At 70.3% G+C, this 22,314-nt stretch carries 16 protein-coding genes and 2 rRNA genes; 10 read left to right on the top strand and 8 right to left on the bottom strand.

Annotated elements, in window-relative coordinates:
- Together ACZ51I_RS05510 and rrf are read left to right on the top strand one after the other, a co-directional pair.
- Nucleotides 1-2,375 (top strand): 23S ribosomal RNA (locus ACZ51I_RS05510); the annotation flags it as partial.
- Between the two features lie 73 nt (nucleotides 2,376-2,448).
- Nucleotides 2,449-2,565, top strand: a 5S ribosomal RNA gene (rrf, locus tag ACZ51I_RS05505).
- Between the two features lie 91 nt (nucleotides 2,566-2,656).
- Here the strand turns inward: rrf and ACZ51I_RS05500 are convergent.
- Genes ACZ51I_RS05500 through ACZ51I_RS05480 form a run of 5 tightly spaced genes read right to left on the bottom strand, consistent with a single transcriptional unit; the run spans nucleotide 2,657 to nucleotide 8,107 of the window.
- A complete protein-coding gene (locus ACZ51I_RS05500; RefSeq protein WP_468871652.1) occupies nucleotides 2,657-3,967 on the bottom strand; it encodes a DUF58 domain-containing protein in 1,311 nt (436 codons plus the stop codon).
- A gap of 13 nt (nucleotides 3,968-3,980) precedes the next feature.
- The gene (locus ACZ51I_RS05495; RefSeq protein ID WP_468871651.1) at nucleotides 3,981-4,964 is read right to left on the bottom strand and encodes an AAA family ATPase; all 984 of its coding nucleotides are present in this window, start codon (nucleotides 4,962-4,964) and stop codon (nucleotides 3,981-3,983) included.
- Nucleotides 4,961-6,196: a DUF4350 domain-containing protein gene (locus ACZ51I_RS05490; protein WP_468871650.1), complete on the bottom strand. Its 1,236-nt coding sequence runs from the start codon at nucleotides 6,194-6,196 to the stop codon at nucleotides 4,961-4,963. The genes ACZ51I_RS05495 and ACZ51I_RS05490 overlap by 4 nt, the downstream gene beginning before the upstream one ends.
- Nucleotides 6,193-6,885 (bottom strand): DUF4129 domain-containing protein, encoded by a 693-nt coding sequence (locus ACZ51I_RS05485; RefSeq protein ID WP_468871649.1) that lies wholly within the window; start codon nucleotides 6,883-6,885, stop codon nucleotides 6,193-6,195. Before ACZ51I_RS05485 ends, ACZ51I_RS05490 begins: the two co-directional genes overlap by 4 nt.
- 4 nt (nucleotides 6,886-6,889) lie before the next feature.
- Nucleotides 6,890-8,107 carry a DUF7847 domain-containing protein gene (locus tag ACZ51I_RS05480; protein ID WP_468871648.1) on the bottom strand — a complete coding sequence of 406 codons (1,218 nt, stop codon included), beginning with the start codon at nucleotides 8,105-8,107 and terminating at the stop codon, nucleotides 6,890-6,892.
- 537 nt (nucleotides 8,108-8,644) lie between these two features.
- On the opposite strand from ACZ51I_RS05480, the gene mtrA reads away from it, so the two are divergent.
- The 6 genes from mtrA (at nucleotide 8,645) to ACZ51I_RS05450 (ending at nucleotide 16,083) form a co-directional block, all read left to right on the top strand.
- Nucleotides 8,645-9,322 (top strand): two-component system response regulator MtrA, encoded by a 678-nt coding sequence (gene mtrA / locus ACZ51I_RS05475; protein ID WP_010356958.1) that lies wholly within the window; start codon nucleotides 8,645-8,647, stop codon nucleotides 9,320-9,322.
- A gap of 1 nt (nucleotide 9,323) precedes the next feature.
- Nucleotides 9,324-11,342, top strand: a complete 2,019-nt coding sequence (gene mtrB / locus ACZ51I_RS05470) for an MtrAB system histidine kinase MtrB (protein ID WP_468871647.1) — start codon at nucleotides 9,324-9,326, stop codon at nucleotides 11,340-11,342.
- Nucleotides 11,332-13,197: an LpqB family beta-propeller domain-containing protein gene (locus tag ACZ51I_RS05465; protein ID WP_468871646.1), complete on the top strand. Its 1,866-nt coding sequence runs from the start codon at nucleotides 11,332-11,334 to the stop codon at nucleotides 13,195-13,197. The genes mtrB and ACZ51I_RS05465 overlap by 11 nt, the downstream gene beginning before the upstream one ends.
- Before the next feature lie 121 nt (nucleotides 13,198-13,318).
- Complete coding sequence (locus tag ACZ51I_RS05460) at nucleotides 13,319-14,122, top strand: ComF family protein (RefSeq protein WP_468871644.1); 804 nt, start codon at nucleotides 13,319-13,321, stop codon at nucleotides 14,120-14,122.
- A gap of 295 nt (nucleotides 14,123-14,417) precedes the next feature.
- Nucleotides 14,418-15,098 carry a ribosome hibernation-promoting factor, HPF/YfiA family gene (gene hpf, locus ACZ51I_RS05455; RefSeq protein ID WP_468871643.1) on the top strand — a complete coding sequence of 227 codons (681 nt, stop codon included), beginning with the start codon at nucleotides 14,418-14,420 and terminating at the stop codon, nucleotides 15,096-15,098.
- A 232-nt stretch (nucleotides 15,099-15,330) separates the two neighbouring features.
- Entirely contained in the window at nucleotides 15,331-16,083 is a 753-nt protein-coding gene (locus ACZ51I_RS05450; protein WP_468871641.1) for a response regulator, read from the top strand.
- A 9-nt stretch (nucleotides 16,084-16,092) separates the two neighbouring features.
- Here ACZ51I_RS05450 and ACZ51I_RS05445 read toward each other — a convergent pair whose 3' ends face one another.
- Together ACZ51I_RS05445 and ACZ51I_RS05440 are read right to left on the bottom strand one after the other, a co-directional pair.
- Nucleotides 16,093-17,256 (bottom strand): winged helix-turn-helix domain-containing protein, encoded by a 1,164-nt coding sequence (locus ACZ51I_RS05445; protein ID WP_468871639.1) that lies wholly within the window; start codon nucleotides 17,254-17,256, stop codon nucleotides 16,093-16,095.
- 30 nt (nucleotides 17,257-17,286) lie between these two features.
- Entirely contained in the window at nucleotides 17,287-17,877 is a 591-nt protein-coding gene (locus ACZ51I_RS05440) for a GNAT family N-acetyltransferase (RefSeq protein WP_468871638.1), read from the bottom strand.
- A 239-nt stretch (nucleotides 17,878-18,116) separates the two neighbouring features.
- On the opposite strand from ACZ51I_RS05440, the gene secA reads away from it, so the two are divergent.
- Nucleotides 18,117-20,927 (top strand): preprotein translocase subunit SecA, encoded by a 2,811-nt coding sequence (secA, locus tag ACZ51I_RS05435; RefSeq protein ID WP_468871637.1) that lies wholly within the window; start codon nucleotides 18,117-18,119, stop codon nucleotides 20,925-20,927.
- 52 nt (nucleotides 20,928-20,979) lie between these two features.
- Here secA and ACZ51I_RS05430 read toward each other — a convergent pair whose 3' ends face one another.
- A complete protein-coding gene (locus tag ACZ51I_RS05430) occupies nucleotides 20,980-21,513 on the bottom strand; it encodes an Rv3235 family protein (RefSeq protein ID WP_468871636.1) in 534 nt (177 codons plus the stop codon).
- A 276-nt stretch (nucleotides 21,514-21,789) separates the two neighbouring features.
- Between ACZ51I_RS05430 and ACZ51I_RS05425 the strand changes: the two genes are divergently transcribed.
- A complete protein-coding gene (locus ACZ51I_RS05425) occupies nucleotides 21,790-22,296 on the top strand; it encodes a DUF6912 family protein (protein ID WP_468871635.1) in 507 nt (168 codons plus the stop codon).
- Nucleotides 22,297-22,314: the final 18 nt, after the last annotated feature.

Genomic DNA, 22,314 nt, shown 5'->3' with positions numbered 1-22,314 from the left:
AGGGCGATTCAGTAGCACGCTCAAGACCCGAAGCGGAGTGATCTAGCCATGGGCAGGTTGAAGCGGAGGTAAGACTTCGTGGAGGACCGAACCCACCAGGGTTGAAAACCTGGGGGATGACCTGTGGTTAGGGGTGAAAGGCCAATCAAACTCCGTGATAGCTGGTTCTCCCCGAAATGCATTTAGGTGCAGCGTCGCGTGTTTCTTGCCGGAGGTAGAGCACTGGATAGGCGATGGGCCCTACCGGGTTACTGACCTTAGCCAAACTCCGAATGCCGGTAAGTGAGAGCGCGGCAGTGAGACTGTGGGGGATAAGCTCCATGGTCGAGAGGGAAACAGCCCAGAGCATCGACTAAGGCCCCTAAGCGTACGCTAAGTGGGAAAGGATGTGGAGTCGCAGAGACAACCAGGAGGTTGGCTTAGAAGCAGCCACCCTTGAAAGAGTGCGTAATAGCTCACTGGTCAAGTGATTCCGCGCCGACAATGTAGCGGGGCTCAAGCGTACCGCCGAAGTCGTGTCATTGCAGCATGTACTCCCAACGGAGGCTGTGATGGGTAGGGGAGCGTCGTGTGCCGGGTGAAGCAGCCGCGGAAGCGAGTTGTGGACGGTTCACGAGTGAGAATGCAGGCATGAGTAGCGATACACACGTGAGAAACGTGTGCGCCGATTGACTAAGGGTTCCTGGGTCAAGCTGATCTGCCCAGGGTAAGTCGGGACCTAAGGCGAGGCCGACAGGCGTAGTCGATGGACAACCGGTTGATATTCCGGTACCCGCTTTGAAACGCCCAGTATCGAGCCCATTAATGCTAAGGCCGTGAAGCCGTTCCGGACCCTTCGGGGAAAGGAAAGTGGTGGAGCCGTCGACCCAAGGTGGTAGTAGGTAAGCGATGGGGTGACGCAGGAAGGTAGTCCAGCCCGGGCGGTGGTTGTCCCGGGGTAAGGGTGTAGGGCGTGTGATAGGCAAATCCGTCACACATATAGCCTGAGACCTGATGCCGAGCCGATTGTGGTGAAGTGGATGATCCTATGCTGTCGAGAAAAGCCTCTAGCGAGTTTCATGGCGGCCCGTACCCTAAACCGACTCAGGTGGTCAGGTAGAGAATACCGAGGCGTTCGGGTGAACTATGGTTAAGGAACTCGGCAAAATGCCCCCGTAACTTCGGGAGAAGGGGGGCCACGCTTGGTGAGGAGTCTTGCACTCTGAGCTGGGGGTGGCCGCAGAGACCAGCGAGAAGCGACTGTTTACTAAAAACACAGGTCCGTGCGAAGCCGTAAGGCGATGTATACGGACTGACGCCTGCCCGGTGCTGGAACGTTAAGGGGACCGGTTAGCTCTGTTTCGACAGGGCGAAGCTGAGAACTTAAGCGCCAGTAAACGGCGGTGGTAACTATAACCATCCTAAGGTAGCGAAATTCCTTGTCGGGTAAGTTCCGACCTGCACGAATGGCGTAACGACTTCTCGACTGTCTCAACCATAGGCCCGGTGAAATTGCACTACGAGTAAAGATGCTCGTTTCGCGCAGCAGGACGGAAAGACCCCGGGACCTTTACTACAGTTTGATATTGGTGTTCGGTTCGGCTTGTGTAGGATAGGTGGGAGACTTTGAAGCCGTGACGCCAGTCATGGTGGAGTCGCCGTTGAAATACCACTCTGGTCGTGCTGGATGTCTAACCTCGGTCCGTGATCCGGATCAGGGACAGTGTCTGATGGGTAGTTTAACTGGGGCGGTTGCCTCCCAAAGGGTAACGGAGGCGCCCAAAGGTTCCCTCAGCCTGGTTGGCAATCAGGTGTTGAGTGTAAGTGCACAAGGGAGCTTGACTGTGAGACCGACGGGTCGAGCAGGGACGAAAGTCGGGACTAGTGATCCGGCGGTGGCTTGTGGAAGCGCCGTCGCTCAACGGATAAAAGGTACCCCGGGGATAACAGGCTGATCTTCCCCAAGAGTCCATATCGACGGGATGGTTTGGCACCTCGATGTCGGCTCGTCGCATCCTGGGGCTGGAGTCGGTCCCAAGGGTTGGGCTGTTCGCCCATTAAAGCGGTACGCGAGCTGGGTTTAGAACGTCGTGAGACAGTTCGGTCCCTATCCGCTGCGCGCGTAGGAATATTGAGAAGGGCTGTCCCTAGTACGAGAGGACCGGGACGGACGAACCTCTGGTGTGCCAGTTGTCCTGCCAAGGGCATGGCTGGTTGGCTACGTTCGGGAGGGATAACCGCTGAAAGCATCTAAGCGGGAAGCCTGCTTCGAGATGAGTATTCCCACCTCCTTGAGAGGGTAAGGCTCCCAGTAGACGACTGGGTTGATAGGCCGGATGTGGAAGCCCAGTAATGGGTGGAGCTGACCGGTACTAATAGGCCGAGGGCTTGTCCTCAGTTGCTCGCGTCCACTGTGTTAGTTCTGAAGCAATGAACTCCCTTTGCCGGTCGAGTTCAACTTCATAGAGTTTCGGTGGTCATAGCGTTAGGGAAACGCCCGGTTACATTCCGAACCCGGAAGCTAAGCCTTTCAGCGCCGATGGTACTGCAGGGGGGACCCTGTGGGAGAGTAGGACACCGCCGAACAATCATTGTGGGAAAGCCCCGCACCTCATGGTGCGGGGCTTTTCTGCGTTCTGAGCCCTTATCCCCTTTTGGCGGGGTCTTGCGCCGGGGCTCAAAGGCGGCCGGCTGCTTTCAGGGCCAGGTAGGCGTCTGCCAGGGCGGGGGCCAAGGTGTCGGGGGTGGCGTCGACGACCGTGACGCCATGGCGCTGGAGTTGATCGGCAGTACGGGCGCGCTGTGCCTGGGCCTGAGTGGCGGCAGCGGCCTCGTAGACGGCTTCGATCGTGCCGCGGGCTGTGGCCATGCGCGTGACATGGGGATCGGCGACCGAGGCGACCAGCACCGTGTGGCGCTGGGCGAGCTGCGGGAGGACCGGGAGGAGGCCCTCCTCGATGGGGGCTGCGTCGAGACTGGTCAGGAGGACGATCAGTGAACGGCGGGGAGCGCGGGCCAGAGCCGTGGCGGCCAGTCCGCGAGCGTCGGTCTCCACCAGTTCGGGTTCCAGCGGCGCGAGGGCGTTGACCACGGCCGGCAGGATGTCACCGGCGGAGCGGCCCTGGACCTGGGCGCGGAGGCGGCGGTCGTAGGCCAGGAGGTCCACGCGGTCGCCGGCGCGGGAGGCGAGTGCGGTGAGGAGGAGAGCCGCGTCCATGGAGGCGTCCAGGCGGGGCACGTCGCCGACGCGGCCCGCGGACGTGCGGCCGGTGTCCAGGACGATCAGGATGTGCCGGTCGCGCTCGGGGCGCCAGGTGCGGACCGCGACGGCCGTCTGGCGGGCAGTGGCCCTCCAGTCGATCGAGCGGGTGTCGTCACCGGGGACGTACTCGCGGAGGCTGTCGAACTCCGTGCCCTCGCCGCGGGTGAGCACGCTGGTGCGGCCGTCGAGCTCGCGGAGCCGGGCCAGGCGCGACGGCAGGTGCTTGCGGCTGGTGAAGGGCGGCAGGACGCGCACGGTCCACGGCACCTCGTGGTGGCCCTGGCGGGCCGCGAGGCCGAGGGGGCCGAACGAGCGGACCGTGAGCCGCTCCGCGTGGCGGTCGCCGCGTCGCGTCGGGCGCAGGCTCGTGGTGAGGCGACGGCGCTCGCCGGCGGGGACGGTCAGGCGGTGGCGGGAGGAGGCCTGTTCGGCGCCCGGGGGCCGACTGCTGGGCGGCCAGGCGTCGCGGAGCTGGGCGCGGAGGCGGCGGCGGGACGGGTTGGTGACGGTGAGCTGGACCTCTGCCCCGTCACCGAGTCGAACGGATGTATCACCACTTCGGGTGAATTGGAGCGTTCGTACTGGCGCTGCCAGGGCGTAGTCGCACAGAATTGCGAGCGAGAGGGGCGCGTTCACCGCGAGCATCCCCGCCCAGCTGGGGGCGAGGATGCCCACGGGGAGCGATCCGAGAGCGGCGAGCAGCGCGGTTCGTCCGGTGAGGGCCATGGGGGCGCCGTTCTCAGCGGGGTACGGGGACGTGGGCGAGGATCGCGTTGATGACGGAGTCGGGGGTGACCCCCTCCATCTCGGCCTCGGGCCGCAGGTGGATGCGATGACGCAGGGTGGGGAGAGCGAGGGCCTTCACATCGTCCGGGGTGACGTAGTCCCGGCCGGTGAGCCAGGCCCAGGCGCGGGCGGTGGAGAGCAGGGCGGTGGCGCCTCGGGGAGAGACCCCGAGCGTGAGTGAGGGGGATTCACGCGTGGCACGACAGATATCGACGACATAGCCGGCGATCTCGGCGGAGACCGAGACCTTGGCGACGGCGGCCCGGGCCGCCTCGAGTTCGGCGGGACCCGCTACGGGGCGGACGCCGGCGGCCTTCAGGTCGCGGGGGTCGAAGCCCTCGGCGTGACGGGTGAGGACACGGATCTCGTCCGCGCGTGAGGGCAGAGGGACCGTCAGCTTGAGCAGGAACCGGTCCAGTTGGGCCTCGGGCAGCGGGTAGGTGCCCTCGTACTCGACGGGGTTCTGGGTCGCGGCGACCAGGAACGGCTCCGGGAGGGGGCGTGGGGTGCCGTCGACCGTGACCTGGCGCTCCTCCATCGCCTCCAGGAGGGAGGACTGGGTCTTCGGGGGCGTGCGGTTGATCTCGTCGGCGAGCAGCAGGTGGGTGAAGACCGGGCCGGGCTGGAAGGAGAACTCGGCGGTGCGGGCGTCGTAGACCAGGGAGCCCGTGACGTCACTCGGCATGAGATCGGGGGTGAACTGGACGCGTTTGGTGTCGAGTTCGAGGGCGGCGGCCAGCGAGCGGACCAGGAGGGTCTTGGCGACGCCGGGGACGCCTTCGAGGAGGACGTGCCCCCGGCAGAGCAGGGCGACGACGAGACCGGTGACGGCGGGGTCCTGGCCGACCACTGCCTTCGCGATCTCGGTGCGCAGGGCCTCCAGGGAGGCGCGGGCGCTGTCCGATTCCGTGGCGGTCTCGGGGGTCGGGGCGCTCATGAGGTGCGTACCTCTCTTTCGAGGGCGTCGAGTTGGTCCGCCAGGCGGATGAGGGTGGCGTCGTCGGCGGGAGCCGGGCCGAAGAGGAGGCCCCTGGGGTCCGCGGTGGTCTCGGGGAGACGGGCGGAGAGTGCGGGGAGGAGGTGGTCGGGAGAGTGGGCGTCCCGTGCGGGGACGCCGAGCAGCGGGGCGAGCCGGGTGCGGGTCGCGGCGCGCAGGACGGAGGCGGCGCGGTCGCGGGCGTTCGCCTTGCGGTAGAGGCGGGCGCGGCCCTCGGTGGCCTCGGAGGCACGGAGGGCGACGGGAAGGCGCTCGGTGACCAGCGGGCCGAGGCGGCGGCCGCGCCAGAGCGCGGCGAGCAGAGCGGCGAGGGCGAGTTGGAGGGCGCCCCACAGCCATCCGGAGGGGATGAGGGCGAGGAAGTTGCCCGTGGTGTCGTCGGCGGGTGCGCCGTCGGAGGCCGAGGCATCGGAGAGGGAGGGGAGGTACCAGACGAGATGGGGCTCGGAGCCGAGGAGTTGCAGGGCCAGGGAGGCGTTGCCCCGCTGGTCGAGGCGGGAGTTGTAGAGGATGTCGGGCGAGCCGAGGAGGACGGTGTCCGTGGTGGCGGTGCCTGTGCCGCTGCTTGTGGTGGGGAGGAGGAGCAGGGTCGGCAGGCCGTCGGAGTGGTAGCAGGCGTCGGCGGCGGTGCCGGGGGAGGTCTCGTAGCGTTCGCCGCCGAGGTCGACGCTGCCGGCGCGGGCGGCGGCCTCCAGGGTGCAGACGGGGGCGCGTTCCTTCACCGGGGTGCTCGGGGCGCTGGTGACGCCTGGGGCCAGAGTGGCGAGGGAGGCGCGGCCGGCGCCGACGAGGACCACGCGGGCGGTGGTGTCCTCCATGGCCGCGCGGAGGGTGGTCTGTTGAGTGACCGTCAGGAGGTCGGGCGTGGTGACCAGGAGGGTGGTGCCGGTGCCGGTGCCCGTGGCTGCGGTCGCCGCCGTGGCCTCCGCCAGGGTGGTGGCGAGGGTGACGGTGACGCCGCGGGCCTTGAGGAGTTCGGCCACGGCGCGGCTGCCCTGGGGGTCCGAGGAGCGTGGGTCGAGGGCGCCGTGGGCGTCGGTGGACCGGACCGTCGCGAGGGCGAGGCCGCCGGTCAGGATCAGGGCGAGGACGAGGACCGCGCCGCGGACGCGGGTCCAGACCTGGCGGGCGGAGGGGGCGGTCGACGTGGTGCCGGTGGCCGGGCGGCTCATGCGTGGGTCCCCGTGGAGGCGGACTCGAGGACCGGGCGGGTCCGCTCCAGGGCGGTGTCCAGCGCCTCGACGCGGCGGTACGCGGGCTCGTCGGCGGTACGGCCGCCGTATGTGACGTCGTCGAAAGTGCGGGCGGCGAGGCGCAGGTCGTCCGCGTGGGAGGGGAGGGAGCGGCCGGCTTCGGCGGCGGCCTCGTCGGCGGTGCGGCCGGGGCGGGGTTCGAGGAGGGTGCGCTCTTCGAGGGCGCGGACGATGGCACGCATCCGTTCCTGGACGGCCTCGTTCCAGCGGCCGGCGGAGGCGTGGCGGGCGGCGGCCGCCCGGTGGTCCCCCGCGGTGCGGGGGCCGTCGGCGAAGAGGGAGTCGCCGGTGGCGCCGGGTGCCCGGTGGGGGGTGCCGAGGCGCCACCAGAGGGCGGCGGCGAGGGCAGCCGCGACCAGGACGATGACGACGAGTCCGAGGACGCCGCCCGGGGTGGCCCTCGAGGCGGCGCCGAACAGGTCGTCGAGCCACTCCCAGAAGCGGTCGAGGCCGCGCTGGAGGAGGCTCGGGTCGTTCTCGTGGTACCTCGGGTCGGACAGCTCCCGCTCCGCCGCCTCGCGGGCGGGGACGCGGGAGATGTCCACCGGTACGTCGCCGTCGGCGTGCAGCCGTGCCAGTGCCCTGGCCGTTCCCCCCGTGACCGTCACCGCATCAGCCCCCGACGGTGCCCGGGGTGGGGCCGTAGCCGGGGAGGCCCGCGGCACGGGCCAGTTCGAGGTCCAGGGCTTCGCGGCGGATGCGCTGGTCCACGTAGAGGAGGACGGTCACGCCGGCCGAGATCGGGTAGGTGATCGCGCTGGTGATCACGCCGCCGATGCCCGTGACGATCAGGAACGGCCAACCGAAGGTGGTGGAGGTCCCGGAGAGCAGGCCGGAGAAGCCCTCGCCGTCGATCGCGATGCCGACGATGGTGAACGGGATCGCGATGATCATGGCGAAGAGGGAGATCAGCAGCTGCGTCAGCAGGGTGATGCCGAAGATCCGCCACCAGGAGCCCTGTACCAGCTTCGCCGAGCGCTTCAGCGACCGGACGACGCCCTGGCGCTCCAGCATCAGGGCGGGGGACGAGAGGTTGAAGCGGATCATCAGCCAGACGACCGCCGTGATGGCGCCGAGGCCTCCGAGGAAGGTCAGGGCCACGCCCGGGGCGCCGCCGATCAGGTAGCCGGGGAGCAGGCCGGCGGTGACGATGGCGACGGCCATGGCCGCGATCAGCAAGGTCAGGCCGAGCAGCTGGAGCAGGCGCGGGCGGGCCTCCTGCCAGGCGGAGCCCAGCGAGACGGGGCGGCCGAGGACGGCACGGCTGATGACGACGGTCAGCAGGGCGGCGCTCACGAGCGAGGCCATCATCGTCACGAGGAGGGCCGGGCTGAGGCCGATCAGGGAGGCCTGGGCCGAGTCGAGGGACTGCTCGAGGCGTTCGGCGGGCGTGGCGTGCGGGTTGACCTGAGGGGCCGTCGGCACGAGGTATCGCTGGGCCAGGATGTTGGCGGCCTGGGAGATCACCGCGATCGTGACGCTGATGGTGAGGACCGTGCGCCAGTAGGTACGGAGGGTCTTCACGGCGCCGTCGAGGATCTCGCCCATGCCCAGCGGGCGCAACGGGATGACTCCGGGCTTCGCGGCCGGAGGCCTGCCCCAGTGGACGTTCGGCGGCGGGGTTCCCCAGTTCTGGGCGGGGCCGGGGGACGGAGACGGCGTCCGGTCGGTCGGCGGGGACCACTGGCCGGCGGGCGGCTGGTCCTTGGACCACTGGGTGGCGGAGCCGTTCGCGTCGGCGGGCGGGGCGGGGGACGCGGGGACCCCCGAGCCGTCCTGGCCGTCGGAGGGGGCGGATCCGGGCGAGGTCCAGCCCGGAGTGTCGTTCACGGTCGTCCACCTCGGAGGATTGGTCGCGGTGCCGGATCGGCGAACCGGCTCGGTCACGGCGGCCGACACCTGACACGGCGGCGGGCCGGGTGCCATCGTGCCACGCGGGGCCCGCCCGTGGGCCGGAGCGGTGATCTCCTTCGTACCTTCGTCCGGACCCCCGCTGTGCGAGCGGCATACGACGGACCGTGCCGATGCCCGATCAGGGCGCGCGAACCGTGCGTCGGCGGGCCGAGTGGGCCGTCTTCCACGGGATCGCGGCGCGAGCTGGGGGAGGGAGGGGACCTGGTGGGCCCGGACTGTGACGGCCCGAGCACTCCGCTTCCGCGAAGTGGCCTGACCCGCCCCATGGGCCGTGGAAGGCCGCGCGGGGTACGGTTCTGCGCGACCAGGGGGACACGGGGGTGACATCCGTGACTGACATCGACACCCATGAACACGGACGGTCATCAGCGGCCGATCTTGGACGTCGCCACAGGTCAGTGAGGTATCTCACCAGTCGCCTTAGGACTGATACGGAAATGGGATGATGTCGATATGAAGGGACGCGTTCTTGTCGTCGACGACGACACCGCACTGGCCGAGATGCTCGGCATCGTGCTGCGGGGTGAAGGGTTCGAGCCGTCGTTCGTCGCGGACGGTGACAAGGCGCTTGCCGCTTTCAGGGAGGCCAAGCCCGATCTGGTGCTGCTGGACCTGATGCTGCCCGGAAGGGACGGTATCGAGGTGTGCCGGCTCATCAGGGCGGAGTCCGGTGTGCCGATCGTGATGCTCACGGCCAAGAGCGACACCGTCGACGTGGTCGTGGGCTTGGAGTCCGGCGCCGACGACTACATCGTGAAGCCGTTCAAGCCGAAGGAGCTCGTCGCCCGTATCCGGGCGCGGCTGCGGAGGTCCGAGGAGCCGGCGCCCGAGCAGCTCACGATCGGTGACCTGGTCATCGACGTGGCCGGGCACTCCGTGAAGCGGGACGGGCAGTCCATCGCGCTGACCCCGCTGGAGTTCGACCTGCTGGTCGCCCTGGCGCGCAAGCCGTGGCAGGTCTTCACCCGTGAGGTCCTGCTCGAGCAGGTCTGGGGCTACCGCCACGCCGCCGACACGCGGCTGGTGAACGTGCACGTCCAGCGGCTGCGCTCGAAGGTCGAGAAGGATCCGGAGCGCCCGGAGATCGTGGTGACCGTCCGTGGTGTCGGCTACAAGGCGGGGCCGAGCTGACGTGAACACGGGCAGTGCTGCTCCGAAGCCCGGGGATCCGGGAGTCCGTACGGGGCGGGCTGCCGGACCGGGGCGGGGGGGCTCGCGATTCGGCCGTCTGCTGAACCACGGACGGCTTCTCCGGGACGGGACGCGGAGCGGGCCGGTCCTGCGGCTCTTCGCGCGCTGGGTCCGCCGACCGCTGCTGCCCGCCGTGCGGCTGTGGCGGCGGAACATCCAGTTGAGGATCGTCGCGGGCACCCTGTTGATGTCCCTCGGAGTGGTGCTGCTGCTCGGCCTCGTCGTCATCGGGCAGGTCCGCAACGGCCTGCTCGACGCCAAGGAGAGGGCAGCCCAGAGCCAGGCCGCCGGGGGGTTCTCCGCCGCCCAGGACCGGGCGGCGACGACCCCCTCGGCGCCCGGACAGCAGGACGGCGGACGGACCGGTGCCTCCGTGAACTGGCGTTCCACGCTGGTCGAGCAGCTCGCCAGCGGTGGCCAGAGCGCCTTCAACGTGGTCGCGCTCTCCCTCGACACCGGAGACACCGCGAGCCGTGGCGCCCGCGCCTCCGGCGAGGTCGACCCGCCCACGAGCATCCCGGCCGATCTGCGGCAATGGGTCGCCCAGGGCACCGGGACCTTCCAGAAGTTCACGCGCATCCACTACACCAGCGGCAAGGCCTCCGAGCCGGGCCTGGTGATCGGCAAGCGGCTCAACGACGCAGACGGCGACCAGTACGAGCTGTACTACCTCTTCCCGCTGACCCAGGAGGAGGACTCCCTCACCCTGGTCAAGGGCACCCTGGCGACCGCCGGGCTCTTCGTCGTCGTCCTGCTCGGGGCCATCGCCTGGCTCATGGTGCGCCAGGTCGTCACGCCCGTACGGATGGCCGCCGGGATCGCCGAACGGCTCTCGGCGGGACGCCTCCAGGAGCGCATGAAGGTCACCGGCGAGGACGACATCGCGCGTCTCGGCGAGGCCTTCAACAAGATGGCCTCCAACCTCCAGCTCAAGATCCAGCAGCTGGAGGAGTTGTCGCGGATGCAGCGGCGCTTCGTCTCCGACGTCTCGCACGAGCTGCGCACCCCGCTGACCACGGTCCGGATGGCCGCCGACGTCATCCACGAGGCCCGCGTCGACTTCGACCCCATCACCGCACGCTCCGCCGAGCTCCTCGGCGACCAGCTCGACCGCTTCGAGTCGCTGCTCTCCGACCTCCTGGAGATCAGCCGCTTCGACGCGGGCGCCGCCGCCCTGGAGGCCGAGCCCATAGACCTGCGCCAGGTCGTCCACCGGGTCATCGGCGGCGCCGAACCCCTCGCCGAGCGCAAGGGCACCCGGATCGTGGTCCTCGGCGATCAGCAGCCCGTCGTGGCCGAGGCGGACGCCCGCCGTGTCGAGCGGGTGCTGCGCAACCTCGTCGTCAACGCCGTCGAGCACGGCGAGGGCCGTGACGTGGTCGTGAAGCTCGCCGCCGCCGGCGGAGCCGTCGCCGTCGCCGTCCGCGACTACGGCGTCGGACTCAAGCCGGGCGAGGCCACCCGGGTCTTCAACCGTTTCTGGCGCGCCGACCCGGCACGCGCGCGTACCACCGGCGGTACGGGCCTCGGCCTGTCGATCGCCGTCGAGGACGCGCGGCTGCACGGCGGCTGGCTCCAGGCCTGGGGCGAGCCGGGGGGCGGTTCGCAGTTCCGGCTCACCCTGCCGCGTACCGCGGACGAGCCGCTGCGGGGCTCCCCGATCCCGCTGGAGCCGGAGGACTCACGGCGCAACCGCGAGCAGGCGGCCGCCGGACGAGACCAGGAGAGTGGCCGGCTCACCTCGGTGCCGGCGCAGCCCGCCGGGGACCGCACGGCACTCGCCGTACCGCCGAGGCTGCCCGCGCCGCCGCGGGCGACCGTCGATCCGACGGCGCTGCCCGGCAGCGGCGCACGGGTCGTGGCGCGCGCGGCGACGGAGGGCGACGGCGGCGGGACGGGTACGACGACGGCCGGCGGGAACGGGCCACTGGAGCGGGAGGACGGGACACGTGGGCGCTGACTCCCGAGCGGAGCAGGCGGGGCGGGGACGGAGTACACGCGCGGTGGTCCTCGCAGCGTGCGGCGGACTCCTGGTGACCGGGTGCGCGACGATGCCCGACAGCGGGGACGTACAGGGGGTCAAGGGCTCCAACACGGGCGACTCGCAGGTGCGGGTCTACGCCGTCGCCCCCCGGGAGAACGCGGACCCGGACGAGATCGTCGACGGCTTCCTCGAAGCCATGACCAGTGACGACCCCGGCTTCGCCACCGCCCGCAAGTACCTCACGAAGAAGGCCGCGCAGAGCTGGAAGCCGGAGCAGAGCATCACCGTGCTCACCACCGCGCCCGACCGCGAGCAGGCCGACCGCAACGCCGACCCCGAGAACCAGGGGCGTGCCTTCCCGCTCTCCGGCCGCAAGATCGCGACCGTGGACGCCCGTCACGCCTACCAGCCGAACAGCCCCGCCGCGTACCTGCAGTCGATCCACGTCGTGCAGCAGCCGTCGGCGAACGGCAAGGGCAAGGAGTGGCGCATCGACAGCCTTCCGCCCGGCCTGGTCCTCGGTGAGGCCGACTTCCTCCGCAACTACCGTTCGGTCAACAAGTACTACTTCGCCTCGGGGGAGGACTGGGTCGTCGCCGACCCCGTCTACATCCGTCAGCGGCAGGACCCCGTCACCCGGATGGACCCGGTCACGCAGACGGTCAAGGCGCTGCTCGAAGGCCCGACGAACTGGCTGAAGCCGGCCGTCGACTCGCAGTTCCCCTCCGGTACGGAGCTCAAGAGCGGCGTCACCACCCTGGCCACGGACGACCAGTCCACGCTGCGGGTGCCGCTCAACCGCAAGGCGGACCGGGCCGGCGGCGAGGCGTGCCGGCGGATGGCGGCGCAGCTGCTGTTCACGCTGCGCGACCTGACCTCCGTCAACGTCGAGCAGGTCGAACTCCTGGGTTCGTCCGGCCAGTCGCTGTGCCGGCTGGGCCGGGGACAGGCGGTCGAGTTCGCGGCGGTGCGGAACACCGACCGCGAGGAGCACCCGTACTTCCTCGACGACCACGGAAAGCTGACGATGCTCCTGGTCGGAGGCAAGCAGGCGGACGCGCCGGTCGAGGTGCCGGGGCCGTTCGGCAAGGGCACGATGCCGCTCCGCTCCGTCGCCGTCGACCGGGGAGAGACCCGCGCCGCCGGGGTCGGGAACACCGGGCGCGAACTGCTCGTCTCCTCCATCAGCGCGGAGCAGGACCCGCTGCCGCCGGTCCTGACCAGCAAGGCGGCCCGGCCGGACGACCGGCTGTCCGCGCCCAGCTGGGACGGCAGGGGTGATCTGTGGGTCGCCGACCGGGACCCCGCCGCGCCCCGGCTGTGGATGATCCCGGGCGGCACCGGGCACCCTGTCGAGGTCCACACGCCGTGGCTTGGCGACGACACCCGTATCGAGTCCCTGCGGGTCTCCGCCGACGGTGTACGGATCGCGCTCGTCGTCACGCGAGGCGAGGACACGACCCTGCAGATCGGCCGGATCGAGCGGCAGACGACGGGCGACGAGCCGGTCGTCTCGGTCGTCGGTCTGCAGTCCGCCGCCCCCCGGATGGAGTCGGTCACGGCCGTCTCCTGGGCGGGGCCGAGCCGGCTCGTCGTGGTCGGCAAGGAGGCGGGCGGCGTGCAGCAGATCCGCTACCTGCAGACCGACGGCTCGACGTCGGCGACCTCGGTGCTCCCCGGTCTGAACGGGGTGACCTCGGTGGCCGCGCCGCACCTGGGCACGGCGCCGGTGGTGGCCGATTCCGTCGACGACGGCATCGTCCGGCTGGCGCCGGGGACGAACTGGCAGCCGGTGGTGAAGAAGGGGTTCTCGCCGGTCTACCCCGGCTAGGACGGGTCCCGCAGGGCTCGGCCGAGCTCCTCACGGGGTCGTACCTGACGTACTTCGGGGGCTTTGGGCGGGGTTTTCCACAGGGGTGGCCGGGAGGCGTTCCGAGGCGCACAGTGGAGCCATGCGGGGGTGGTGGCGCGAGATCGCCGGACTGGTGCTGCCGGTCGCCTGCGGAGGCTGCGGCAGACCGCGGACGGAGTTGTGCCCGGACTGCGCGGAGGCGCTCGCGGGGGCGGCGCCGCGCCGGGTGCGACCCTCGCCCGAGCCGGCCGGGCTGCCCGTGGTCCACGCCGCCGCGCCGTACGCCGACGCCGTGCGGCAGCTGCTCCTCGCCCACAAGGAACGCGGGGCGCTCCCGCTGGCCGGGCCTCTGGGCGGCGCCCTCGCCGGGGCCGTGGAGGCCGCTGCCGGGCCCGAGGACGGACCTGCGGACAGGCCGCTGCTCCTGGTGCCCGTGCCCTCGTCACGGCGTTCCGTACGGGCCCGTGGCCACGATCCGACGCGGCGTATCGCGCTGGCCGCGGCGGCCCGGTTGCGGCGGAACGGGCGGCCGGCGAGGGTCGTGCCCGTGCTGCGGCAGCGGCGGTACGTGGCGGACCAGGCGGGACTCGGGGCGCGCGGACGCCTCGCGAACCTAGCCGGGGCGCTGGAGCTCGTGCCGGGCGGCGCGCGGCTTCTGACGGCGGGGCGGGTGATCCTCGTGGACGATCTGATGACCACGGGGGCCTCGCTCGCGGAGGCGGCGCGCGCCCTCGGAGCCGCACATCGTCCGTTCATTCCTGGAATACCGCACGGATTACCGGCCGATTCCGCGCAGCGCGATTTCGAACAGCGGGCGGCGGCTGTGATCGCATCCTCTCCCGCCTCGTTCGAAATAAACCGGAACTCGCCGGAAACTTGGATCGTTGCAGGTGGTGAGAGGTGAAAGCACCCGTCCGGAGGTATGTCGCGGTACCGGGTGCCGACACCCGTCCGAAGGGGCTATGTTCGGTTGTGAGGAATGGAGAATGCCATCGCCTCACCGCATACATGGTTGCGCTTCAGGACAGGAGTTCAGGGCGAATCGATCTCTTGTCGATGGGGTGGGAATCCTGTCGACCGGGGAAGAAGGAGGTCGAAGTCGCCAAGTCCGAGACTCCGGTGACCTCCGGAGTCTGGTGCAAAGGGAGATGCCCGGCGGCCAAGGAGCCGACCAGGGCGATCCGGGAACGGAGTTCTGCGTGGACATCGTCGTCAAGGGCCGCAAGACCGAGGTGCCCGAGCGGTTCCGCAAGCACGTGGCCGAGAAGCTGAAGCTGGAGAAGATCCAGAAGCTCGACGGCAAGGTGATCAGCCTCGACGTCGAGGTGTCCAAGGAACACAACCCGCGGCAGGCCGACAGGTCCGACCGCGTGGAGATCACCCTCCACTCCCGAGGCCCGGTGATCCGGGCGGAAGCGGCGGCAGGCGACCCGTACGCAGCGCTCGACCTCGCCAGCGACAAGCTCGAGGCACGACTGCGCAAGCAGCATGACAAGCGGTACACCCGCCGCGGAAACGGCAGGCTTTCGGCGGCGGAGGTCGGGGACGTGGTGCCCGGCGTCGCCCAGCTCAACGACGACGGCCAGCTCGTCTCCGACGAGTCCGAGAAGGTGCCCACCACGATGATGGGCTCGATCGAAGTGCAGGGCGAAGGCCCGCTCGTGGTCCGTGAGAAGACCCACCGGGCCGCACCGATGACGCTCGACCAGGCGCTCTACGAGATGGAGCTGGTCGGTCACGACTTCTACCTCTTCGTCGACTCCGACACCAAGCAGCCGAGTGTCGTCTACCGGCGACACGCGTACGACTACGGCGTCATCCACCTGGAGAGCGACCCGCTCGCCGAGGGTGGCGGCGTCGGCGGTGCGCTCGGCGGCTGATCCGCCGCCCCGCCCCCGCCTCCGAACAGGTGTCCCTCTCGGTGCCCCTGGAGCGCAATGTGCGCCCCCAGGGGCACCCCCTGTGCGCCCCCGGGGTCACCCCCGCGCGTCCGCGGATCACCCCGTCGTCGCCCGGGCATGAAATCATGGCGCGCACGCCAACCGGTGCCGATCGTGTACCGGTTGGAGGACCGGAAACGAATTCAGGCCACGGCCTTCAGGGGGAGGAACGATGGCGGACAGCTTCGGGCCGGTGCTCAGCGGGCGCGAGCACGGTGGTGCGGTCCCGGAGGGATCGAACGCGGACGGCGAAGCGTGCCGCAAGGAGCCGATCCGGGTTCTCGTCGTGGACGACCATGCCCTCTTCCGCCGCGGACTCGAGATCGTCCTCGCCCAGGAAGAGGACATCCAGGTCGTCGGCGAGGCCGGTGACGGCGCCGAGGCCGTCGACAAGGCCGCCGATCTGCTGCCCGACATCGTTCTGATGGACGTACGGATGCCCCGGCGCGGCGGCATCGAGGCGTGCACCTCCATCAAGGAGGTGGCCCCCAGCGCGAAGATCATCATGCTGACGATCAGCGACGAGGAGGCCGACCTCTACGAGGCGATCAAGGCCGGGGCCACCGGTTACCTCCTCAAGGAGATCTCCACCGACGAGGTCGCCACCGCGATCCGCGCGGTGGCCGACGGGCAGTCGCAGATCAGCCCGTCGATGGCGTCCAAGCTCCTCACCGAGTTCAAGTCGATGATCCAGCGCACCGACGAGCGCCGGCTCGTCCCCGCGCCCCGGCTGACCGACCGTGAGCTGGAGGTCCTCAAGCTCGTCGCGACCGGGATGAACAACCGGGACATCGCCAAGGAGCTGTTCATCTCGGAGAACACGGTGAAGAACCACGTGCGGAACATCCTGGAGAAGTTGCAGCTGCACTCCCGGATGGAGGCCGTGGTGTACGCGATGCGGGAGAAGATCCTCGAGATCCGATAGCGCCCTGGGCTAACCCAGCGCCGCCACCAAGTGCTGCGTCAGCTCCGGGTGGTTCACCCGCTCCACCGCCACCGTGTCGCAGCCCACCCACTCGGCCGCCTCGCGCAGCGCCCCCGCCACCGCCGGGACGGCCTTGGGGCCGTCGAGCGTCACCTGGCGGGCGACGAGCGTCCGGCCCTCCCGCGCCGGGTCCACCCGGCCGACCAGCCGGCCCCCGGAGAGCACCGGCATCGCGAAGTAGCCGTGGATCCGCTTCTGCTTCGGCACGTACGCCTCCAGGCGGTGCGTGAAGCCGAAGATCCGCTCCGTACGAGCCCGCTCCCAGATCAGCGAGTCGAAGGGCGACAGCAGCGTCGTGCGGTGCCGACCGCGCGGCTCGGTGGCGAGCGCCGCCGGATCCGCCCAGGCGGGCTTTCCCCAGCCCGCGACCGTCACCGGCACCAGACCCGCCGCCTCGACCACCGCGTCGAACTGCTCGCCCTTGATGCGGTGGTAGTCCGTGATGTCCGCGCGCGTGCCCACGCCGAGCGCCTCGCCCGCCTGCCGCACAAGGCGGCGCACGCACTCGGTGTCGTCCAGGTCGTCGTGGAGCAGCGCCTGCGGGATCGCCCGCTCGGCCAGGTCGTACACCCGCTTCCAGCCGCGCCGCTCGGTGACGACCACCTCGCCGTACATCAGCGCCCGTTCCACGGCGATCTTGGCGTCGGACCAGTCCCACCACTCGCCCTTGTTCTTCGCGCCGCCCAGCTCCGTCGCCGTCCGGGGGCCCTCGGCCCGCAGCTGGTCGATCACCTTGTCGTACGCCCCGGCCGACAGCTCGTGCCCCCAGTGCGGGCGGTCGCGGTAGGCGCGCCGCCGGAACGCGAAGTGCGGCCACTCCTCGACGGGCAGGACGCAGGCGGCGTGCGACCAGTACTCGAAGGCGTGCGCGCCCGTCCAGTACGCCTCCTCCACCGTCGGGCGGCCCACGGCGCCCAGCCGTGCGTACGGGATGAGCTCGTGCGAGCGGGCGAGGACCGAGATGGTGTCGAGCTGGACCTGGCCGAGCGACCGCAGGACCCCGCGCACGCCCGCCCTGCGGTCGGGCGCTCCCAGGAAGCCCTGGGCGCGCAGGGCGATCCTGCGGGCTTCGTCGGCGGACAGTTCGGCGGCGGGGCGCGGCGCAGTCGTCATGGACCGCACCCTAGGCCTCGGCACTGACAGTCACACGGCCTCGGCCGGACGCTCGGGGGCCGGGAGGTAGGGCAGGGGGCTCGGCAGGCCGAAGTCGGAGGGGAGCAGGGCGCCGACCCAGGCGTCCCGGAGGGTGCCCTTGTTGGCGAGCCCGGCGCGCTGGACGCCCTCCAGGGCGAAGCCGACCCGCTCGGCCACCGCGCGCGAGCCGGCGTTGCCGACCTCCGCGCGCCAGACCAGGCGGACGCAGCCGAGCGCGGTGAAGGCCCAGTGGGCGAGCGCCCGGACGATCTCCGTCATGTGGCCGGCGCCGCGGTGCTCCTTCGCCAGCCAGTAGCCGATCTCCCAGACGCCCTGGCCGCGACTGCTCAGGGTGGCCGCGGCGAGCAGCGGGCCGCCCTCCACGGGTTCGGCGGCGAAGGCGTACTCGGTGTCCTCGCGCCAGCCGTCCGGGACCAGCCGGTGCACGAAGAGCTCGGCGTCCTCGCGCTTGTACGGGGAGGGGACGACGGTCCAGCGCTGGATGGCGGGGTCCTGGCACACGGCGTACACCGCGTCGACGTCCTCGGGGACGAAGTTCCGCAGGCGCAGCCGGTCGGTGGTGAGGGTGATGGGATCCATGCCGGGATTGTGGTGACCGCGCGGGCCGGAAGCGAACACTTTTCGGATGGGGCGGCACCTTCCGCCCGCCTCGTGCGTTCTCCATACGGGCGGACGTACGGCTCCGGCACTGTGGGCCTCCCTGTGCGAGGGCGGTCTCGCTTACGATGGCCGTTGCGGTGGGGACCACCTGCCGTGCCCGCGCTCGCGTCCATCACAAGACCCAGTGCCAGGCCCGACCGGCAAGGAGACCAGCCTCAGTGTCCGTCTTCAACAAGCTCATGCGTGCAGGCGAAGGCAAGATCCTGCGCAAACTGCACCGCATCGCGGACCAGGTCAACTCCATCGAAGAGGACTTCGTCAACCTCTCCGACGCCGACCTGCGGGCGCTCACCGAGGAGTACAAGCAGCGGTACGCCGACGGCGAGAGCCTCGACGACCTGATGCCCGAGGCCTTCGCGACCGTCCGCGAGGCCGCCAAGCGCGTCCTCGGCCAGCGCCACTACGACGTCCAGCTGATGGGCGGCGCCGCCCTGCACCTGGGCTACGTCGCCGAGATGAAGACCGGTGAGGGCAAGACCCTCGTCGGCACCCTCCCGGCGTACCTCAACGCGCTCTCCGGCAAGGGCGTGCACCTCATCACGGTCAACGACTACCTGGCCGAGCGCGACTCCGAGCTCATGGGCCGGGTGCACAAGTTCCTCGGTCTGACCGTCGGCTGCATCCTGGCCAACATGACGCCGGCGCAGCGCCGCGAGCAGTACAACTGCGACATCACGTACGGCACGAACAACGAGTTCGGCTTCGACTACCTCCGCGACAACATGGCGTGGTCCAAGGACGAGCTGGTCCAGCGCGGCCACAACTTCGCCTGTGTCGACGAGGTCGACTCCATCCTCGTCGACGAGGCCCGTACGCCGCTGATCATCTCCGGCCCGGCCGACCAGGCGACCAAGTGGTACGGCGACTTCGCCAAGCTCGTCACCCGGCTGAGCAAGGGCGAGCCCGGCAACCCGCTCAAGGGCATCGAGGAGACCGGCGACTACGAGGTCGACGAGAAGAAGCGCACCGTCGCCATCCACGAGGCGGGCGTCGCCAAGGTCGAGGACTGGCTGGGCATCGACAACCTCTACGAGTCGGTGAACACCCCGCTCGTCGGTTACCTGAACAACGCCATCAAGGCGAAGGAACTGTTCAAGAAGGACAAGGACTACGTCGTCATGGACGGCGAAGTCATGATCGTCGACGAGCACACCGGCCGTATCCTCGCCGGCCGCCGCTACAACGAGGGCATGCACCAGGCGATCGAGGCGAAGGAGGGGGTGCAGATCAAGGACGAGAACCAGACGCTCGCCACGATCACCCTCCAGAACTTCTTCCGGCTGTACTCGAAGCTCTCGGGCATGACCGGTACGGCCATGACCGAGGCGGCCGAGTTCCACCAGATCTACAAGCTCGGCGTCGTCCCGATCCCCACGAACAGGCCGATGGTCCGCAAGGACCAGTCCGACCTGATCTACCGGACCGAGGTGGCCAAGTTCGCCGCCGTCGTCGACGACATCGCGGAGAAGCACGAGAAGGGCCAGCCGATCCTCGTCGGCACGACCTCCGTCGAGAAGTCCGAGTACCTCTCGCAGCAGCTCTCCAAGCGCGGCATCCCGCACGAGGTGCTCAACGCCAAGCACCACGAGCGCGAGGCCAGCATCGTCGCCCAGGCCGGCCGCCGCGGCGCCGTCACCGTCGCCACCAACATGGCCGGCCGCGGTACGGACATCAAGCTCGGCGGCAACCCGGACGACCTCGCCGAGGCCGAGCTGCGCCAGGCGGGTCTGGACCCGGTCGAGCACGTGGAGGAGTGGGCCGCGGCCCTGCCCGCCGCCCTGGAGCGCGCCGAGAAGGCCGTGAAGGCGGAGTTCGAGGAGGTCAAGGAGCTCGGCGGGCTGTACGTCCTCGGTACCGAGCGCCACGAGTCGCGCCGTATCGACAACCAGCTGCGCGGCCGCTCCGGCCGTCAGGGCGACCCCGGCGAGTCCCGCTTCTACCTCTCCCTCGGCGACGACCTGATGCGCCTGTTCAAGGCGCAGATGGTCGAGCGCGTGATGGCCATGGCCAACGTGCCGGACGACGTGCCGATCGAGAACAAGATGGTCACCCGCGCCATCGCCTCCGCCCAGTCGCAGGTCGAGACCCAGAACTTCGAGACCCGTAAGAACGTCCTGAAGTACGACGAGGTCCTCAACCGGCAGCGCGAGGTCATCTACGGCGAGCGCCGCCGCGTCCTGGAGGGCGAGGACCTGCACGAGCAGATCCGCCACTTCATGGACGACACGATCGACGACTACATCCGCCAGGAGACCGCCGAGGGCTTCGCGGAGGAGTGGGACCTCGACCGTCTGTGGAACGCCTTCAAGCAGCTCTACCCGGTGAAGGTCACCGTGGAGGAGCTGGAGGACGCGGCCGGGGACCGGGCGGGCATCACCGCCGAGTTCATCGCCGAGTCCATCAAGGACGACATCCACGAGCAGTACGACGCGCGGGAGAAGCAGCTCGGCTCGGACATCATGCGTGAGCTTGAGCGGCGCGTGGTCCTCTCCGTCCTCGACCGCAAGTGGCGCGAGCACCTCTACGAGATGGACTACCTCCAGGAGGGCATCGGCCTGCGCGCCATGGCGCAGAAGGACCCGCTGGTCGAGTACCAGCGCGAGGGCTTCGACATGTTCACCGCCATGATGGAGGGCATCAAGGAGGAGTCCGTCGGCTACCTGTTCAACCTGGAGGTCCAGGTCGAGCAGCAGGTCGAGGAGGTCCCGGTGCAGGCGAGCGCGCCCTCGCTCGACAAGGAGGCCGCCGTTCCGGCCGCGGCCGGGCGTCCGGAGATCCGCGCCAAGGGGCTCGACGCCCCGCAGCGGCCGGACCGGCTGCACTTCTCCGCGCCGACCGTGGACGGGGACGGCGGTGTCGTCGAGGGCGACTTCGCCTCCGACGACGCGGACTCCGGCGACGGCCTGACCCGCGCGGAGCGGCGCAAGGCCCAGAAGAACGCGGGCGGCGGGCGTCGCCGCAAGAAGTGACGTCCTGAGGGACGTGAAGGGGTCGGTCGCCCGGTGGCGGCCGGCCCCTTCGTCATGGGCGGGCGGCCACGCCGAGCCCGTCCAGCTCCACGGCGGCGCAACGCCAGCGCTGGTCCTCGCCGCGCTCCAGGCGGAAGGCCATGGCCCGCACGCGGGGGCCGGTGGCGATGGTCGCGAAGGCCTCGACGGCCGAGTGCGGGCAGTGCACCTGGACCGAGCAGCGGCGCAGGACCGGGCGGTGGCCGAGCGAGCGCAGGGGCGTCTCCGGGGCGAGCCGGACGAGCTGCTCGTACGCGTCGCCGACGGTGTGACCGAGCATCCAGTGGACGGGCCGCTCCCCGCTGAGCACGGCGAGCAGGCGCTCGGCGAAGACGGTGTGCGGGGGGAGCGTGCGGGGCGCGGGGCGGACGGTGGTGCCGGAGGCGGTGCGGGGCGGGCCGCCTTGGGCGGGCGTGTGGGGCCGGGTTCCGGCGGCGCCGCGGGGGCGGGCTCCGGCGGCACCACGCGGGCGCGTGCCGGCCGGGCCGCCGGGGGTCGCGCGGGGGCGGGGGGTCGGTGAGGGCGTGGTGGTGAGCGTGGCGTTCATGGCGGGCCCCGTTTCGTTGCGTAACCGAGTGATACCGCTCGGTAACTTCCGTTGGGGCTCTTGTACGGGGGGACCCCGGGGCACCGCAAGAAGTCCGCGACCGCGGGGCAGGCCCGAAACCGGATCACCTATCCGGGTGACGCGGTGGAAAATCGGCTCTCCGGCGCCTCGGCGGGCGGTCTTCCGCGGTGGACGTACGGCGAGTCCGGCCCGCCGCACCGAAGGGGGACTCCGCACGTATCCTGAGGGCCTCTCCGTCTACGAAAGCGGCCTGTTATGCGCGTCTACGTCCCCCTGACCCTCCCCGGTCTCGCACAGGCGCACAAGGCGGGCGAGCTGGGCCCCGGTCCGCTGACCGCCTATGCCGTCACCCCCGCGCTGCGCGAGTGGTACGTCTCCGACGACATCGAGGAGCTGGAGTACGCGGCGCTCAACCGGGCCGCGGCCGCCTCCCTGCGGCTCCTCGCGGGCGACCCCCAGGCGCCCCGGCGCCGGATCGTCGTCGCCGTCGACGTGGCCGACAAGGACGCGACCGTCGACCCCGACCGCGGCCTCGACGCCACTTCCCTCGGCGAGGTCCGCGTCGCCGGAGCCGTGCCGCTGGCCAAGGCGGCGGCCGTGCACGCCGACGCGGACGACGCCGAGGCGGACGTCACGGCGGCGGCGGACGCGCTGGGGGCGGCGGACCAGGGCGACGAGGACGCGCGGTTCGTCGTCGACGGGGCCGAGGACCACGAGCTGCTGTGGTTCGGGGTGCAGGAGATTCCCGGGCTGCTCGGCTGACCCTCCCGGGTCCTCGCC

Source organism: Streptomyces sp. NPDC034084, assembly GCF_055575535.1.
This window is presented reverse-complemented; position numbering and strand designations above follow the sequence as displayed.

Coding starts and splice junctions, on each gene's coding strand:
- ACZ51I_RS05430 (WP_468871636.1), bottom strand. CDS start 21,513: ATGAACGCCACGCTCACCACCACGCCCTCACCGACCCCCCGCCCCCGC.
- ACZ51I_RS05450 (WP_468871641.1), top strand. CDS start 15,331: ATGGCGGACAGCTTCGGGCCGGTGCTCAGCGGGCGCGAGCACGGTGGT.
- ACZ51I_RS05500 (WP_468871652.1), bottom strand. CDS start 3,967: ATGGCCCTCACCGGACGAACCGCGCTGCTCGCCGCTCTCGGATCGCTC.
- ACZ51I_RS05460 (WP_468871644.1), top strand. CDS start 13,319: ATGCGGGGGTGGTGGCGCGAGATCGCCGGACTGGTGCTGCCGGTCGCC.
- mtrA (WP_010356958.1), top strand. CDS start 8,645: ATGAAGGGACGCGTTCTTGTCGTCGACGACGACACCGCACTGGCCGAG.
- ACZ51I_RS05425 (WP_468871635.1), top strand. CDS start 21,790: ATGCGCGTCTACGTCCCCCTGACCCTCCCCGGTCTCGCACAGGCGCAC.
- ACZ51I_RS05490 (WP_468871650.1), bottom strand. CDS start 6,196: ATGAGCCGCCCGGCCACCGGCACCACGTCGACCGCCCCCTCCGCCCGC.
- ACZ51I_RS05440 (WP_468871638.1), bottom strand. CDS start 17,877: ATGGATCCCATCACCCTCACCACCGACCGGCTGCGCCTGCGGAACTTC.
- ACZ51I_RS05495 (WP_468871651.1), bottom strand. CDS start 4,964: ATGAGCGCCCCGACCCCCGAGACCGCCACGGAATCGGACAGCGCCCGC.
- ACZ51I_RS05445 (WP_468871639.1), bottom strand. CDS start 17,256: ATGACGACTGCGCCGCGCCCCGCCGCCGAACTGTCCGCCGACGAAGCC.